17 protein-coding genes and 1 tRNA gene are annotated in these 14,388 nt (G+C 70.0%); 4 read left to right on the top strand and 14 right to left on the bottom strand.

Annotation, left to right across the window (positions count from 1 at the left end; all coding sequences use genetic code 11):
* The first annotated feature begins 124 nt into the window (after positions 1–124).
* Both ACTMVF_RS00720 and ACTMVF_RS00715 read left to right on the top strand, forming a co-directional pair.
* Positions 125–1,603, top strand: coding sequence for an MFS transporter (locus ACTMVF_RS00720; protein WP_441268984.1), 1,479 nt, complete (start codon positions 125–127; stop codon positions 1,601–1,603).
* A 119-nt stretch (positions 1,604–1,722) separates the two neighbouring features.
* Entirely contained in the window at positions 1,723–2,481 is a 759-nt protein-coding gene (locus ACTMVF_RS00715) for a TetR/AcrR family transcriptional regulator (RefSeq protein WP_441268983.1), read from the top strand.
* 30 nt (positions 2,482–2,511) lie between these two features.
* On the opposite strand, the gene ACTMVF_RS00710 is transcribed toward ACTMVF_RS00715, so the two are convergent.
* From ACTMVF_RS00710 to ACTMVF_RS00695, 4 genes are all read right to left on the bottom strand, one after another.
* Entirely contained in the window at positions 2,512–2,985 is a 474-nt protein-coding gene (locus ACTMVF_RS00710; RefSeq protein ID WP_441268982.1) for a PPOX class F420-dependent oxidoreductase, read from the bottom strand.
* Positions 2,986–3,066: 81 nt separating this feature from the next.
* The gene (locus tag ACTMVF_RS00705; RefSeq protein WP_441268981.1) at positions 3,067–3,897 is read right to left on the bottom strand and encodes a YceI family protein; all 831 of its coding nucleotides are present in this window, start codon (positions 3,895–3,897) and stop codon (positions 3,067–3,069) included.
* A 107-nt stretch (positions 3,898–4,004) separates the two neighbouring features.
* Positions 4,005–6,512, bottom strand: a complete 2,508-nt coding sequence (locus ACTMVF_RS00700) for an MFS transporter (protein WP_441268980.1) — start codon at positions 6,510–6,512, stop codon at positions 4,005–4,007.
* 23 nt (positions 6,513–6,535) lie between these two features.
* Positions 6,536–6,985 (bottom strand): MarR family winged helix-turn-helix transcriptional regulator, encoded by a 450-nt coding sequence (locus ACTMVF_RS00695; RefSeq protein WP_441268979.1) that lies wholly within the window; start codon positions 6,983–6,985, stop codon positions 6,536–6,538.
* Between the two features lie 206 nt (positions 6,986–7,191).
* Here ACTMVF_RS00695 and ACTMVF_RS00690 point away from each other — a divergent pair, with 206 nt between their 5' ends.
* A complete protein-coding gene (locus ACTMVF_RS00690) occupies positions 7,192–7,386 on the top strand; it encodes a hypothetical protein (protein ID WP_301999382.1) in 195 nt (64 codons plus the stop codon).
* Between the two features lie 47 nt (positions 7,387–7,433).
* On the opposite strand, the gene ACTMVF_RS00685 is transcribed toward ACTMVF_RS00690, so the two are convergent.
* The 9 genes from ACTMVF_RS00685 to ACTMVF_RS00645 all read right to left on the bottom strand — a co-directional run bounded on the left by ACTMVF_RS00685 (position 7,434) and on the right by ACTMVF_RS00645 (position 12,781).
* On the bottom strand, positions 7,434–8,204 hold the full coding sequence (locus ACTMVF_RS00685; RefSeq protein ID WP_441268978.1) for a hypothetical protein: 771 nt from the start codon (positions 8,202–8,204) through the stop codon (positions 7,434–7,436).
* Between the two features lie 49 nt (positions 8,205–8,253).
* Positions 8,254–9,165: an RNA polymerase sigma factor SigF gene (locus tag ACTMVF_RS00680; RefSeq protein ID WP_441268977.1), complete on the bottom strand. Its 912-nt coding sequence runs from the start codon at positions 9,163–9,165 to the stop codon at positions 8,254–8,256.
* Between the two features lie 268 nt (positions 9,166–9,433).
* Positions 9,434–10,300: an RNA polymerase sigma factor SigF gene (locus ACTMVF_RS00675; protein WP_441268976.1), complete on the bottom strand. Its 867-nt coding sequence runs from the start codon at positions 10,298–10,300 to the stop codon at positions 9,434–9,436.
* Between the two features lie 198 nt (positions 10,301–10,498).
* Positions 10,499–10,792 carry a Dabb family protein gene (locus tag ACTMVF_RS00670; RefSeq protein ID WP_441268975.1) on the bottom strand — a complete coding sequence of 98 codons (294 nt, stop codon included), beginning with the start codon at positions 10,790–10,792 and terminating at the stop codon, positions 10,499–10,501.
* Positions 10,793–10,813: 21 nt separating this feature from the next.
* Positions 10,814–10,993 carry a hypothetical protein gene (locus ACTMVF_RS00665; protein ID WP_441268974.1) on the bottom strand — a complete coding sequence of 60 codons (180 nt, stop codon included), beginning with the start codon at positions 10,991–10,993 and terminating at the stop codon, positions 10,814–10,816.
* Positions 10,994–11,077: 84 nt separating this feature from the next.
* Positions 11,078–11,162: transfer RNA gene (locus ACTMVF_RS00660), tRNA-Ser, on the bottom strand.
* An 80-nt stretch (positions 11,163–11,242) separates the two neighbouring features.
* The gene (gene tadA / locus ACTMVF_RS00655) at positions 11,243–11,677 is read right to left on the bottom strand and encodes a tRNA adenosine(34) deaminase TadA (protein ID WP_441269513.1); all 435 of its coding nucleotides are present in this window, start codon (positions 11,675–11,677) and stop codon (positions 11,243–11,245) included.
* Positions 11,678–11,742: 65 nt separating this feature from the next.
* Positions 11,743–12,273, bottom strand: a complete 531-nt coding sequence (locus tag ACTMVF_RS00650) for a tRNA adenosine deaminase-associated protein (RefSeq protein ID WP_441269512.1) — start codon at positions 12,271–12,273, stop codon at positions 11,743–11,745.
* Positions 12,274–12,586: 313 nt separating this feature from the next.
* Entirely contained in the window at positions 12,587–12,781 is a 195-nt protein-coding gene (locus tag ACTMVF_RS00645; RefSeq protein ID WP_403343404.1) for a hypothetical protein, read from the bottom strand.
* 151 nt (positions 12,782–12,932) lie between these two features.
* Here ACTMVF_RS00645 and upp point away from each other — a divergent pair, with 151 nt between their 5' ends.
* Entirely contained in the window at positions 12,933–13,568 is a 636-nt protein-coding gene (upp, locus tag ACTMVF_RS00640) for a uracil phosphoribosyltransferase (RefSeq protein WP_301999392.1), read from the top strand.
* Between the two features lie 125 nt (positions 13,569–13,693).
* Here upp and ACTMVF_RS00635 read toward each other — a convergent pair whose 3' ends face one another.
* Positions 13,694–14,344 carry a LytR C-terminal domain-containing protein gene (locus ACTMVF_RS00635; RefSeq protein ID WP_441268973.1) on the bottom strand — a complete coding sequence of 217 codons (651 nt, stop codon included), beginning with the start codon at positions 14,342–14,344 and terminating at the stop codon, positions 13,694–13,696.
* Positions 14,345–14,388: the final 44 nt, after the last annotated feature.

The following is a 14,388-nucleotide window of genomic DNA, read 5'->3' as shown; positions in this document are numbered from 1 at the left end:
GCTGGATGAAGAAGGGCGGCGTCCGCTTGGGTCGCCGCCCTTCCGGCTGTGGCGGCCCTTCCCGGCCGGCTCCGGCCGGAAACCGCGTTGTACAGCGTATGGGGACTGTTCTACGGTGTACGGCATGACCGCTCCCGTCTCCGTCACCGTCTCCCAGGGCCACCCCCAGCGCTGGCTGATACTCGGCGTCATCTGTCTCGCCCAGCTCACCGTGCTGCTCGACAACACGATCCTGAACGTGGCGATCCCCTCGCTGACCAGCGAACTCGGCGCCGCCACCTCGGACATCCAGTGGATGATCAACGCGTACTCGCTGGTGCAGTCGGGGCTCCTGCTCACCGCGGGCAGCGCGGCCGACCGCTACGGCCGCAAGAAGATGCTGGCCGCCGGACTGGTGCTGTTCGGTGTGGGCTCGCTGGTCGCGGGCCTCGCGGAATCCACCGGTCAGCTGATCGCGGCGCGGGCCGGGATGGGCGTCGGCGGGGCGTTGCTGATGACCACCACGCTCGCCGTGGCCATGCAGATCTTCTCGCCCGAGGAGCAGCCGAAGGCGATCGGCATCTGGGCGGCGGTGAACTCGCTGGGCTTCGCGGCCGGCCCCCTCCTCGGCGGCTTCATGCTGAACCACTTCTGGTGGGGCGCGATCTTCCTCATCAACCTGCCGGTCGCCGCGCTCGCCCTGATCGCGGTCGTGATCCTGGTCCCCGAGTCGAAGAACCCGCAGGGCGACCGCCCCGACCTGTTCGGCGCCCTGCTCTCCACGATCGGGATGTCCTCCCTGGTCTTCGCGATCATCTCCGGACCCGAGCACGGCTGGACGTCCGGCCGGGTGCTGGCGTCGGCGGCCGTCGCGGTCATGGTGCTGGCGGGCTTCGCGTACTGGGAGAGCCGGATCCCGTATCCCATGCTCGACATGCACTTCTTCACGAACCGTCGTTTCACGGGAGCGGTGGCCGGGGCGGTGCTGATCACCTTCGGGATGGGCGGATCGCTCTTCCTGCTCACCCAGCACATGCAGTTCGTGCTCGGCTACGGCCCGCTGGAGGCGGGGCTGCGCACGGCGCCGCTCGCGTTGATGATCGTGGCCCTGAACTTCACCGGTCTGTCGGCCAAGTGGTCGGGCAAGCTCGGAACTCCCGTCTCCATCGGGCTGGGCATGACGGCGATGTCCGCCGGCCTCGTCTCGATCGCGACGCTCACCGAGCACGGGTACCCGGGCACGCTGCTGGGTCTGGTGCTGATCGGCGCGGGCGCCGCGATCGCCAGCCCGGCCATGGCGCACGCGATCATGAGCGCGATTCCGCCGGAGAAGGCCGGGGTCGGCGCGGGCATCAACGGCACGGTGGCGGAGTTCGGGCAGGGGCTGGGCGTCGCGGTGCTGGGCGCTGTGCTGAACTCGCGGTTCGCGGCGTTGATTCCGGTCGCCGCGGTGTCCCTGCCGGGGGCGTTGGCGGAGGCGGGGTCGGATGCGGAGAGGGTGCGGATCACGGAGGCGTTCGCCTCCGGCTTGGAGGCCAGTCAGTTGGTGGGGGCGGGGGCTGTATTGGCTGGGGGGTTGGTCGCGGCGGGTCTGCTGCGCAGGGCTGAGCGGGCGGGCGCCTAAGAGCTCGGGGGCTGGGTAGTTGTGCGACTGCGGGCCTCGTTGTGGCTGGTCGCGCAGTCCCCGCGCCCCTGAAGGTGCGCCTAGCATGACCGGCATCAGAACGTCGAGGAAGGTGCGCCATGGCTAGGGCAGCGCGGCAGTCCGCGCGGACCAGCGTCTGGCTGGAGGGCAAGGAGCGGCGCGGCGGGCGCGGCGGGGGGCAGCCCTCCGGGCTCGATCGGGACCGGATCACCGCGGTGACCGTTCGGCTGCTGGATGCCGACGGGCTGGCCAAGTTCTCCATGCGGCGGCTGGCCGCCGAGCTGAACGTGACCGCGATGTCCGTCTACTGGTACGTCGACACCAAGGACGACCTCCTCGAACTCGCCCTCGACGCGGCGTTCGGCGAGCTGACCCTGCCCGATCCGGAGGCCGACGAGGACTGGCGCGACCAACTGCGCGCGCTGGCCCGCGGATACCGCGACCTGCTGGTCCGCCACCCTTGGCTGTCGCCGCTGATCGGCACCTACGTCAACATCGGTCCGAACAGCCTTGCCTTCTCCCGGGTCGTGCAGCGCGTCATCCGCGGGACGGGCCTGCCGGCGCACGGTCTGGTGGCCGCCATCTCCGCCGTCTTCCAGTTCGTCTACGGCTTCGGCACGATGGAGGGCCACTTCATCACCCGCAGCGCGGCGTTCGGCATGACCCCGGACGACTACTTCCAGCACGCCATGAGCACCGTCTCGCAGGCCCCCGACACCGACGACATCGTCCAGGACGCCTCGGAACTCATGGCGGCCCGAGGCGGCGACACGGTCGAGGAGATGTGGGAACGCGACTTCGAGTTCGCCCTGGACCTACTGGTGGCGGGCATCGAGGCGATGGTCCAACGCCCCTAGGGGCGGGACTCTGTTTCCGACCTGCGGCTGCTAGGCGTCACCCTCGACAAGCCGAGAAGGAAACCCTCCGGTCGCCACCGGTCCCCACTTCTCCGGCGTCACCCGAATGATCGACTTCCCCTGCTTCAGCATCGCCGCCCGGTACTCGTCCCAGTCCGGATGCTCCCCGGCGATGTTCCGGTAGTACTCCACGAGCGGCTCCACGGACTCCGGCGAGTCGATCACCTCCGCGGAACCATCGACCTGCACCCAGGGCCCGTCCCAGTCATCGCTGATGACCAGGACACTCACCCGAGGATCCCGCTTCGCGTTGCGCGTCTTGGCCCGCTCGGGATACGTGGAGACCACGATCCGCCCCGAGTCGTCGACCCCGCAGGTCAACGGCGAGGCCTGCGGGCTCCCGTCCGCCCGCCGGGTGAGCAGGATGGCGCGGTGACGGGGCCGTACGAAGTCCAGCAGCTCTTCGAGCGAGACTCGGGTATTCGTCGCGATGTTCGGTGCCATGGGGCTCAGCCTAGGGGCTGGCCGGCTCTCTCAGCGTGACCCTGTCGTGCGTACCCTCGCACCCGCCGCGACGATCTGACGTCAGCTTCCCGCCGGCGGGAGCGCTTCTCCCTGCACCGCCTGGATGTCCAGCTCCACCTTCAGCGTCGTACCGATGGCCGCGATGCCCGCCTGCACCACCTGGTTGTAGTTCATGGCGAAGTCGTCCCGATGGAGTTCCGCCGTGGCCCGGAACGCCGCCCGCGTGCCGCCCCACGGGTCGGCCCCCGTGCCGAGGTAGGCCAGGTCCAGGTCCACGGGTCGTACGACTCCGTGCATGCCCAGCTCACCGTGGACCGTCCAGCGGTCCGAACCCGCGGCCGCCGTCACCCCCGTCGACCGATAAGTGATCTCGGGGTACTGCTCCACATCCAGGAAGTCCGGCGACTTCAGATGCCCGTCCCGCATCCCATTCCCCGTGTCGATCGAGTCGGCCCGGATCACCGCCTCCACCCGGGACTTGGTGACGTCGTCCGGCGCGATCTCGATGGCGCCGGAGAAGTGGGTGAAACGGCCGTGCACGCTGGAGATGCCCAGGTGCTGGGCGACGGCGGCCACGCTGGAGTGCGCCGGGTCGATGGTCCAGGGCCCCGGCGGCGGCAGTTCCGTGCCGCCCTGCCGGGCCAGCGTCACCGTGCCGACCTCGGCCCGCCCGCTCGCCGTGACGATCGCGCTCGCGGCGGCCGGCGCGTAGCCGACGGCGGTGACGATGACGGTGTACGCGCCCGGGGGCAGGGGAGCGGCGTCCCGTACGGCCCCCTCCGCGTCCGCCTCCGCCCGCAGCACCTGCGTCCCGGTCATGTCGGTCACCGTGACGACCGCGTGCGACACGGCCCATCCGTCCCGCGTGCGGATCCTCGCGGTCAGTCCCATCCCGTCCAACTCCCTGCGAATACTTGCAAATTGCTCGTAAAGAGACCGACCCGTGGCGCGACGCACCTCCGCTCGGAGCGCGCCACCCGCCACGGGCCGGAGTTTCGCTACTCGCCCGGGTGGGCCAGTTCGATGTCGTGGTCGTCGACGCCGCCGCCGGTCACGGTCAGAGCCGTCGCCACCGGGGGGTAACCCGTCGCGATGACCGTGTACTCGCCGCTGTCCAGGTCGGTGAAGGCGTACGCCCCGTCCGCGCCGGTGGTGGCGGTGCCCACGACGTTGCCCGCCGCGTCGACCAGGGTCACGCGGGCGTCGGCCAGCGCGCCGTACGGTGCCCGGACCACGCCCTGGACCTGGGCGCCCGAGTCGAGGTCGACCTCGATCCGGGTGACCCCGGTGCCGCCGATCTCGACGGGCAGGGCGCGCGGCCGGAACCCGGCGGCGTTCACCGCGACGGTCACGGCACCCGGCACCAGCTCGGCGAAGCCGAACTCGCCCTGCTCACCCGTGGCGGCGGTGGCCAGCAGATCCCCGCGGACGTCGGTGACGATCACCATCGCGTCCTTCACGGGCAGCGCGCTCCCCGCGGCCCGGACCACACCGGTCAGGCCGCTCGTGCCGCTGAGCAGGACGTCGTACGACACCGGCTCGTCGCCGTTCACGACGACCGTGGAGGCCTGCGGCTGGAAGCCGTCGGCGGAGGCGATCAGGACGTACGACCCCGCGCCGGGGGCGTCGACGGCGTACGAGCCGTCGGCCCGCGCCACCGAGCGGCCGAGCTGCCGACCGGCGAGCGAGATCAGCGTGACCGCCGCCTGCGGCACGGGCGCGCTCTCGGCGCCCCGCACGAAGCCGCGGACCGGGACGCCGCCGGACGAGCCGGTGGACTCCTCGGAACGGGCCACCGTGGCCACGGCGGCGAGCCTCTGGGTGCCGTCGGGAGCGGCCTCGGTGTCCGACGAGGCGGCGGCCCAGCTCGGGACCCGCTCGTGCGCGGCGGCCGGCGCGGCAGCCTCGGCCGCCTGCGGCGCCTCGGACTCGGCGGCCTGGGCCAGGGCGCCCTTCGTCTTCAACGGGACCTCCTTGATGAACAGGGCGAACAGGAGGGCGAGGAAGGCGATCGGCGCGGCGTACAGGAAGACGTCCGCGACGCCGTGGCCGTACGCGCTCTCGACGACGGTGCGCACCGGGGCCGGCAGCGCGTCGAGGTCCGGGATCTCCCCGTGGCCCGAGGAGCCCTGCACACCGAGCTTGGCGAGGCCCTCCTCGGCGTAGTGCGTGATCCGGTGACTGAGGACCGCGCCCAGGGCCGAGACGCCCATGGCACCACCGAGGGAGCGGAAGAAGTTCACCACCGAGCTGGCGGCGCCCAGGTCGCTCGGGGCCACCTGGTTCTGCGTGGCGAGCACCAGGTTCTGCATCATCATGCCGATGCCGAGGCCCAGCAGCGCCATGAAGACGCCGACCTTCCAGTACTCGGTGTCGTAGCGGATCGTGCCCAGCAGGCCGAGGCCCGCGGTGACCAGGACACCGCCGGAGATCAGCCATGCCTTCCAGCGTCCGGTGCGGGTGATGACCTGGCCGGAGACGGTCGACGACACGAACAGGCCGAGGATCATCGGGATGGTCATGACGCCGGACATGGTCGGCGACTTGTCGCGGGCCAGCTGGAAGTACTGGCTGAAGAAGATGGTGCCCGAGAACATCGCGACGCCGACGAAGAGGGAGGCCAGCGAGGCGAGGGTGATGGTGCGGTTGCGGAAGAGGCGCAGCGGGATGATCGGCTCGCTCGCCCGGGTCTCGACGAGCACGAAGACGAGCAGCAGGGCGAGCGCGCCGCCGGTCATCGCGTACGTCTGCCAGGACAGCCAGTCGTACTTGTCACCGGCGAAGGTCACCCAGATCAGCAGCAGGCAGACCGCGGCGGTGATGAAGAAGGCGCCCGCCCAGTCGACCTTGACCTTCCGCCTGACGACCGGCAGGTGCAGGGTGCGCTGGAGCACGATCAGGGCGATGACGGCGAAGGGCACGCCGACGTAGAAGCACCAGCGCCAGCCGAGCCAGTCGGTGTCGGTGATGACACCGCCGATCAGCGGGCCGCCGACCATGGCGGTGGCGAAGGTGGCGCCGAGGTAGCCGTTGTAGCGGCCGCGCTCACGCGGGGCGATCATCGCCGCCATGATGATCTGGGCCAGCGCGGACAGGCCGCCCATGCCTATGCCCTGGACCGCGCGGAAGGTGATCAGCATGCCGGCGTTCTGCGACAGACCGGCCGCCGCCGAACCGAGGACGTAGATGACGAGGGCCAGCTGGACCAGCAGCTTCTTGGAAAACAGGTCGGCGAGCTTGCCCCACAGCGGGGTGGACGCGGTCATCGCCAGCAGCGACGCGGTGACCACCCAGGTGTAGGCGCTCTGGCCGCCGCCGAGGTCCTTGATGATGTCGGGCAGGGCGTTGGAGACGATCGTCGACGACAGGATCGCGACGAACATGCCGAGCAGCAGCCCGGTCAGCGCTTCCAGGATCTGCCGGTGCGACATCGGGGCGCCGTCGGCGGGGGCGCCTCCCGAGTGCTTGGCGTGGGCCCGCACACCGGCTGGTGTGGTCGTTGCCATGGGCTTCCTTCTCTTACAGGCTTCTACTGGGTGATCGCGGGTGTACGGCAGTCGTCAAAGCTGGCCCTGAGCCGAGCCATGAGCCGGGTGAGTTCGGCGACGTCGTGGTCGGTCCAGTCGCTCAGCCGCTCGGCGAGCAGCTGCGTGGTCCGCCGGGACATCTCCCGCACCCGGTCCTCACCGGCCGGGGTGAGGCGGAGGATGCGGCTTCGCTTGTCCGCCGGGTCGGGGGAGCGCTCGATCCAGCCGCGCTCGGCGACGTGGGCGACATGGCGGCTGGTGACCGACATGTCCACGGCGAGCAGCTCCGCTAGCTTGCTCATGCGCATCTCCCCGTGGCGGGCCAGCAACGTCAGTACGGCGGCGGAACCGGAGGGGCAGTCGGACGGCAGCGTCCGTCCCATCTCCCGTTTCACGGCGCCGAAGGCGCTGAACTGGCGCACCAGCTCCTCGTACTGCGCCTGCTCGGCCATCACACCTCCGTCGTTTGTTGCTTAGGGCAACCATAGGAGTTATTGGTTGCTACAGGCAAACAAAACGGGCTCGGTGTGCCGCAAAAACTTGGCAAAGGCAAGTATTGCGACCGTAAATGTGCAGGTGGGGTGGGTCCTGTGACCCCCTGTGCAGGGCGGGAGCCCCCACTTGGGCCGAACGGGCGGATTCGCTAGGGTCTCAGGCCATGGCTAACACCCAGGGCCCCCAGGGCAACCACGACCCCGCAGGCAGCACCCAGATGTTCCGCGCGTTCGTCGACGAGGGCCCGCAGGGCGGTCGGCAGCAGCAGGCCTCCTCGGGCCCGCGCATCGGTCTGATCGTCGGCGTGATCGCCGCCGTGGTGATCGTGGCGGCGGTGGCTTGGCTGGCGCTCAAGTAGTCACTGCCGGATCCACTTCCGGGTTCACTGCCGGGTTCACTCCCGGGTCAGTTCCATCGGACGGTGACGTCCCGCGTCTCGATGTGCATGCCCAGGGGCACGCGCCAGGCGTCCACACACACCGTCCAGGTCTTCTCCTTGCGTGCCCCGGCCCCGATCGGCGCCGGGAGTTCCTCCGTGGACTCGACCGTCGCCCAGTCGATGCCGAGCGCGCCGATGACGTGGGTGCCGAAGGTGACGGTGCCGGAGCGCACTGCTGTGCCACCCGCGTTGTGGAAGTCGAGGGTCACCTTCTCGCACCAGCGCTTGTCCGTGGGCTCCCGTTCGGGGTCGCTCACGGTGAGCTTCGCCGGCGCGGATGTCGAGGGGGCGGATGTCGAGGGGCTGGGTGAACCGCTGGGCGGGGCGGCCGAGGCGGACGGCGTGGCCGCTGGGCTGTGGGTGCCGCTGCCGCTCGGGAGGGGGGCAGGCCTCTCCGTGCCTTCGCGTTCTGTTCCCTGAGGGGGTGCCGGCGCCCGACTCCCGTCCCGCCCGGGGAAATCGCCGGAACCGCCACCTTCACCGCTGCCGCTGACGCCGCCGCTCTCCGGCCCGTCGAGCGGCACCAGCGTCACCTCGCCCGTCGGCGCGACAGCCGTACCGGAGACGCGGGGGGCTCCTCCCGCCGCCCCCGTGGCGACGTAGCCGTCACCGCTCCCGCCGCTCCCGCACGCGGCCAGTACCCCGCCCAGGCAGACGACGGCCGTCGACGCGCCGAGTAAGGCGCACCGACGGCCATGTGTCCAGGTCGTCCACGTCGACCATGTCGCGCGAAGCATCCGGCCATGGTGGCTGACGCTCCGTCAATTATGAAGGGGCCGGGCGGGATCAGTCGGAGATGAGTCCCTCACGCAGCTGCGCCAGGGTCCGGGTCAGCAGCCGGGAGACGTGCATCTGGGAGATGCCGACCTCCTCGCCGATCTGCGACTGGGTCATGTTGGCGAAGAAGCGCAACATGATGATCCGCCGCTCGCGGGGCGGGAGTTTGGCCAGCAGCGGCTTGAGGGACTCGCGGTACTCGACGCCTTCGAGGGCGGTGTCCTCGTAGCCGAGCCGGTCGGCCAGGGAGCCCTCGCCGCCGTCGTCCTCCGGGGCCGGGGAGTCCAGCGAGGAGGCCGTGTAGGCGTTGCCGACCGCGAGGCCGTCGACGACGTCCTCCTCGGACACGCCCAGCACGGTGGCGAGTTCGGTGACGGTCGGGGAGCGGTCCAGCTTCTGGGAGAGCTCGTCGCTGGCCTTGGTGAGGGCCAGGCGCAGCTCCTGCAGGCGGCGCGGCACGCGCACCGACCACGAGGTGTCGCGGAAGAACCGCTTGATCTCGCCCACGACCGTCGGCATCGCGAACGTCGGGAACTCCACGCCCCGTTCGCAGTCGAAGCGGTCGATCGCCTTGATCAGGCCGATGGTGCCGACCTGGACGATGTCCTCCATCGGCTCGTTGCGCGAGCGGAAGCGGGCCGCCGCGTAGCGCACGAGGGGGAGGTTGAGCTCGATCAGCGTGTCCCGGACGTATGCGCGCTCGGGGCTGTTCTCGTCCAGGGTGGCGAGCCGCAGGAACAGGGAGCGGGAAAGGGTGCGGGTGTCGATATTCGCCGTGGCCGGCCAGGCCGGGACGTCATCGGCCGGGACGGCCGGTGCCGGAACGGCCTCAAGGGCCGGTACCTCGTCGAGCGCGGCGTCGGGCGCGGACTCGCTCTTCGTGAGCGTGAGCACCTTCGAGCTGCCCTGATCTGCGGACATGCCACCCCCTTTGGGTCGCGGGACGGTCGCGGCGAACGCTCCGATCGAGGAACGCCAGCCTTCACCTGAATACCGGAGCCGAAGCCACGGCAAACGCGCTAGCCGAAGAATGTCACATGTCGGCAACACGCTGTAGTGACATGTCGACATGTGAGACCCGAATCCGCCCTGGATAAAGGGGGTCTGACGGTCTTTCAATGCAGAACTGTCGGGATCCGCCCTGGTGAGCGATTCGCTCGGGACGGTTACCGGTCGCTCGTGTTTGCGGTTAGGCGTCGATCCGGTTCGCCGAACGCAGTCGCTGGAAGCTACGCGCGAGTAGCCTCGAAACGTGCATCTGGGAGACCCCGAGTTCCGCACTGATTTGCGACTGGGTGAGGTTGCTGTAGTAGCGCAGAAGCAGGATTCTCTGCTCGCGTTCGGGGAGCTGCACCAATAGATGCCGGACGAGATCCCGGTGTTCCACGCCGTCCAGCGCCGGGTCCTCGTAGCCCAGCCGGTCCAGCAGCCCGGGCAGCCCGTCGCCCTCCTGTGCGGCCTCCAATGAGGTGGCGTGGTACGACCGTCCGGCCTCGATGCAGGACAGCACCTCGTCCTCGGTGATGCGCAGCCGCTCGGCGATCTCGGCGGTGGTGGGGGTGCGCCCGAAGGTGGTCGTCAGGTCCTCGGTCGCGCTGTTGACCTGGACCCACAGCTCGTGCAGCCGGCGCGGTACGTGGACCGTGCGGACGTTGTCGCGGAAGTACCGCTTGATCTCGCCGACCACCGTCGGCATCGCGAAGGTCGGGAACTGCACGCCCCGGTCCGGGTCGAAGCGGTCGATGGCGTTGATGAGCCCGATGGTGCCGACCTGGATCACGTCCTCCATCGGCTCGTTGCGGGAGCGGAAGCGGGCGGCCGCGTAGCGCACGAGCGGGAGGTTCGCCTCGATGAGCGCCCCGCGCACGCGGTTGTGCTCCGGAGTGCCCGGCTGCAGCTCCTTCAGCTCGCCGAAGAGCACCTGGGTGAGCGCCCGGGTGTCGGCGCCGCGACTGCGGGGCGGTGTGGGCGCGGGCGGGTCCGCGGGAGTGTCCTCCTGGGCCGGGGCTTGAGGCGCAGTACTGGCCGGCACGGTCAACTCCACCTCGTGATCCATCAACTCACATCAACTCATCCGTCAAAAGCGGTCATAGCATCACAAGACATGTCCACCGTGTGCAAGCACCGCATAAAGCCGTGTTGGGGATGGTTCCGGGGGCGGATCCGAGGGCCGGGCATGCGAAAGCCCCCCGCCGTTCCGGCGGAGGGCTCCGGGAGGACCGGGCGGATCCGGGTGGATCCGGGGCGCCGGGGCTCAGTATTCGTAGTCGGCGATCACCCAGGTGGCGAACTCCCGCCACAGTGTGACGCCCGCCTGGTGCTCGGGGTGCTCCGCGTAGGCACGCAGGGCGGCCACGTCGTCGAAGGCGGAGTTGATCGCGAAGTCGTAGGCGATGGGGCGGTCGCTGATGTTCCAGCCGAGCTCCCAGTGCCGGATCTCGGAGATCTTGCCCTCCAGCGAGCGGAAGGCCTCGACACCCTCCACGACCCGCGGGTCGTCGCGCTCGACGCCCTCGTTGAGCTTGAAGAGGACGAGGTGGCGGATCATGAGTACTCCCTCGGGCAGGACCTAGCTGTCGCCTCCGTTGGCGATCCACGTCATGAAGTCGCCGATGGCCTTGGCGGCGTCCGATATGCCCTCGAACCCTATCTGGACGTAGTCCGCGGCCTTGCTCGGGTCCGTGATGATCACGTACAGCACGAAGACCACGAGTACGTAGACGGCGGCCTTCTTCGAATTCACCGCCATCGCGGCCTCCCCTGTCACTTTTGCCCCATCGACCGCACATGATCGCACGAAGGGCCCCGTCTTTCGACGGGGCCCTTCGGAGAGCGGTAGCGGAGGGATTTGAACCCTCGGTGACTTGCGCCACACTCGCTTTCGAGGCGAGCTCCTTCGGCCGCTCGGACACGCTACCGAGGGAGACCTTACAGCACGGTAGGCCGTGCTCTGAAATCCGTTTCCCGACGAGGCCCCGGTCAGGAGCCCGGCACCGGGTCAGTGGCCGCCGCGGAAGAAGTCGGTAAGGATCTGCGCGCACTCGTCGGCGAGCACGCCCTCGATGACCTCGGGCCGGTGGTTGAGCCGCCGGTCGCGTACGACGTCCCAGAGGGAACCCGCCGCGCCGGCCTTCTCGTCCCGGGCGCCGTAGACGACCCGGTCGACCCGGGACTGCACGATCGCGCCGGCGCACATGGTGCAGGGCTCCAGCGTGACGACGAGCGTGCAGCCCGAGAGCCGCCACTCGCCGGTCTTCGCCGCCGCCCGCCGGATCGCCAGCACCTCGGCATGCGCGGTCGGATCGCCGGTCGCCTCGCGTTCGTTGTGGCCGACCCCGAGGACCGTGGTGCCGTCGGCGGCCAGCACGACGGCGCCGACGGGTACGTCCCCGCCCCGGACGGCCAGTTCGGCCTCGTCCAGGGCGAGCCGCATCGCGGCCCGCCAGCGGTCGCGTATCGGGTCGGGCACCTCGGGCGCCGACCCCTGGTCGAACGAGGTCAGCGGACGGTCTCCAGGACCTCCGAGGCGCCCAGCGCCTCGGCGATCGCGCCCAGCGCGTCGTCGGCGTCCAGGGCCTTCAGCTCCTTCTCGCTGACGCCGAGGTCGTCGAGGATCTCGGTATCGCCGACGGGGCTGTGCGGAACGGCTTCCGCGGAGCCGCCGTCCTCGTCGTCGTCGGAGTCGCCGTCCGGCTCCTCCGTGCCGTCGAGGTCGAGGGCGTCCAGGTCGGGGCCGTCGTCGCCGGGCTCCCTGCCGAGCAGTTCGTCGGTGAGCAGGATCTCCCCGTAACTGCTGCGGGCAGCGGCGGCGGCGTCCGAGACGTAGATCCGAGGGTCGTCCTCGCCGTCGATCCGGACGACGCCGAACCAGGCGTCCTCCTGCTCGATGAGCACCAGCACCGTGTCGTCCTCGGGGGAGGCTTCACGGGCCAGGTCGGCCAGGTCCGACAGGGTTTCCACATCGTCGAGCTCTGTGTCGCTCGCTTCCCACCCGTCTTCGGTGCGCGCGAGCAGTGCGGCGAAGTACACCGTGACTCTCCCACTGGTCATAGGCGTGCCGGTTGGGGGTCCCCCCGGCGGAGGTTGGGGTGGGGAGAGCTGTGCTCCGAGCCCACCCACTCGGAATCGTGGCAGAAACAAGGCGTTCAGGGGACGTCTTCGGCTCCCTGTGTCCGGCAGTTTTGATCGCGTTGTCCCGGGAGAGGCGCGAGCACCTCCGTAAAGGACCGACCAGCACAGTCGTTGCTGCCACGTGCGGATCGTACGCGGCTTTTCCAGGTGTCCACGCACGCCCACCGCCGCAACGCACCCGCGGACCGCAGATCTTCCCCGACGCCTCCCTCTACCAGCGGAACGTCCGCATACGCAGCGCGTGACGCAGGCGGGCCGCCTTGGCGCGCCTCGGCTGGACGCGGTCGCGCAGTTCGCGGGCCTCGGCGAGTTCCCGCAGGAACCGGTCCCGGCGCCGACGGCGCGCGACGTCGGTCTCCTCCGGCGTGTCCTGCGCGGGATCCGCTGGGGACTCAGGATCAGGCATCGGCTCACCACCCCCGGTACGTCCCTCCCACTTTCCCTCCGATGGGCGGTTTGACGCCAGCTCGGATTCAAGAGGGGCGAGGGCGGAGCCCTCTCGAGCAGGGCGGTGGTGGACGACGGGTGGGCGCGCGAGCACCGTTACTGTTGTGGACATGCGTCTCCACGTCGTCGACCACCCTCTGGTCGCCCACAAACTCACCACGCTGCGCGACCAGCGCACCGACTCCGCGACCTTCCGGCGGCTCGCCGACGAACTGGTCACCCTGCTCGCCTACGAGGCCACGCGGGACGTGCGCACCGAAGCGGTCGACATCACGACCCCGGTCACCGACACCACCGGCGTCAAGCTCTCCCACCCGCGGCCCCTCGTGGTGCCGATCCTGCGGGCCGGCCTCGGCATGCTGGACGGCATGGTCCGGCTGCTGCCGACCGCCGAGGTGGGCTTCCTGGGCATGATCCGCAACGAGGAGACCCTCGAGGCCTCCACGTACGCCTCGCGCATGCCGGAGGACCTTTCCGGCCGTCAGGTGTACGTGCTGGACCCGATGCTGGCCACGGGTGGCACGCTGGTCGCGGCGATCCGGGAGCTGATCAAGCGGGGTGCCGATGACGTGACCGCCGTGGTGCTGCTGGCCGCGCCCGAGGGTGTGGAGCTGATGGAGCGGGAGCTGGCGGGGACGCCGGTGACGGTGGTGACGGCCGCGGTGGATGACCATCTGAACGAGCACGGGTACATCGTCCCTGGGCTGGGGGACGCGGGGGATCGTCTTTACGGGGCGGCGGAATAGGGCCGACGAACGCCCTTCCGCCGTAGGCGTGCGGTTGTGTGGCGGCTGCGGGTTCGTCGTGGCTGGTCGCGCCCATGCGGCGGAGCCGCATATCGGCACAGCCCCGCGCCCCTTGAGGGGGCGCTTCAGCAGCTCTTCTTCTTCGAAGCGGCGGACGTCGGCTCAGGGCTGGCCAGTGCGGTCAGTGCCCTGTCGGCGTCCGTCTTCTTCGTCAGGCCCTTGAACTTGTCGCCGATGATCAGGTCGACGGCCGTGCCCTTGCGGGCGGCGTCGGTGCGGCTCTCGGCGTTGGCGAGCTGGGTGGCGAGGACGGGCAGCGAGGTGTCCAGGGCCGAGTCCGGGCCGAGCAGCAGCCCGGTGCCCCTGACCTTCTTGTCGAACTGCGTCGTCGCGTTGCCCACGTCACCGATCTTGAAGCCGCGCTTCTTCAGCTCGTCCGCGGTCTGCTTGGCGAGGCCGCTGCGGGTGGTGGCGTTGAAGACGTTGACGGTGATCTTGCCCGGCTCGGGGGCAGCCCCCGTGGCCGTGGGCGTGGCCGACGGGGTCGCCCTGGTCCCGCAGTCCGCCTTCGTGCCGGCCGCCGAAGCCCTTCCGCCGCCCCCGGTGAACAGGTCGATGAGCTGCAGTGTGCCCCACCCGATCATGCCGAGTACGGCGACGGAGGCGACGGCGGCGGCGACGAGCCTGCCGCGCCGCCGACGGCGTCGCATCCGCGGGTACTTGTCCCCCTTGATCCGGTACTGGCCGCCCATGCCGGGGGGAGTCAGCATGCTCATGGGCGCAGCGTAGTGCTCCTGGGCGGCAATGCCTACTAGATGAT

Source organism: Streptomyces sp. SD31, from assembly GCF_052068475.1.
In the GTDB taxonomy this organism is placed as follows: Bacteria; Actinomycetota; Actinomycetes; order Streptomycetales; family Streptomycetaceae; genus Streptomyces.
This window is presented reverse-complemented; position numbering and strand designations above follow the sequence as displayed.

Bases quoted from the DNA above. Each gene is read 5' to 3' on its own strand.
- ACTMVF_RS00690 (WP_301999382.1), top strand. From the start codon at position 7,192: ATGGCTAACACCCAGGGCCCCCAGGGCAACCACGACCCCGCAGGCAGC.
- ACTMVF_RS00715 (WP_441268983.1), top strand. From the start codon at position 1,723: ATGGCTAGGGCAGCGCGGCAGTCCGCGCGGACCAGCGTCTGGCTGGAG.
- tadA (WP_441269513.1), bottom strand. From the start codon at position 11,677: ATGCGGCTCGCCCTGGACGAGGCCGAACTGGCCGTCCGGGGCGGGGAC.
- ACTMVF_RS00705 (WP_441268981.1), bottom strand. From the start codon at position 3,897: ATGGGACTGACCGCGAGGATCCGCACGCGGGACGGATGGGCCGTGTCG.
- ACTMVF_RS00720 (WP_441268984.1), top strand. From the start codon at position 125: ATGACCGCTCCCGTCTCCGTCACCGTCTCCCAGGGCCACCCCCAGCGC.
- ACTMVF_RS00680 (WP_441268977.1), bottom strand. From the start codon at position 9,165: ATGTCCGCAGATCAGGGCAGCTCGAAGGTGCTCACGCTCACGAAGAGC.
- ACTMVF_RS00645 (WP_403343404.1), bottom strand. From the start codon at position 12,781: ATGCCTGATCCTGAGTCCCCAGCGGATCCCGCGCAGGACACGCCGGAG.
- ACTMVF_RS00710 (WP_441268982.1), bottom strand. From the start codon at position 2,985: ATGGCACCGAACATCGCGACGAATACCCGAGTCTCGCTCGAAGAGCTG.
- ACTMVF_RS00695 (WP_441268979.1), bottom strand. From the start codon at position 6,985: ATGGCCGAGCAGGCGCAGTACGAGGAGCTGGTGCGCCAGTTCAGCGCC.
- upp (WP_301999392.1), top strand. From the start codon at position 12,933: ATGCGTCTCCACGTCGTCGACCACCCTCTGGTCGCCCACAAACTCACC.
- ACTMVF_RS00675 (WP_441268976.1), bottom strand. From the start codon at position 10,300: ATGGATCACGAGGTGGAGTTGACCGTGCCGGCCAGTACTGCGCCTCAA.
- ACTMVF_RS00635 (WP_441268973.1), bottom strand. From the start codon at position 14,344: ATGAGCATGCTGACTCCCCCCGGCATGGGCGGCCAGTACCGGATCAAG.
- ACTMVF_RS00700 (WP_441268980.1), bottom strand. From the start codon at position 6,512: ATGGCAACGACCACACCAGCCGGTGTGCGGGCCCACGCCAAGCACTCG.
- ACTMVF_RS00665 (WP_441268974.1), bottom strand. From the start codon at position 10,993: ATGGCGGTGAATTCGAAGAAGGCCGCCGTCTACGTACTCGTGGTCTTC.
- ACTMVF_RS00685 (WP_441268978.1), bottom strand. From the start codon at position 8,204: ATGCTTCGCGCGACATGGTCGACGTGGACGACCTGGACACATGGCCGT.
- ACTMVF_RS00670 (WP_441268975.1), bottom strand. From the start codon at position 10,792: ATGATCCGCCACCTCGTCCTCTTCAAGCTCAACGAGGGCGTCGAGCGC.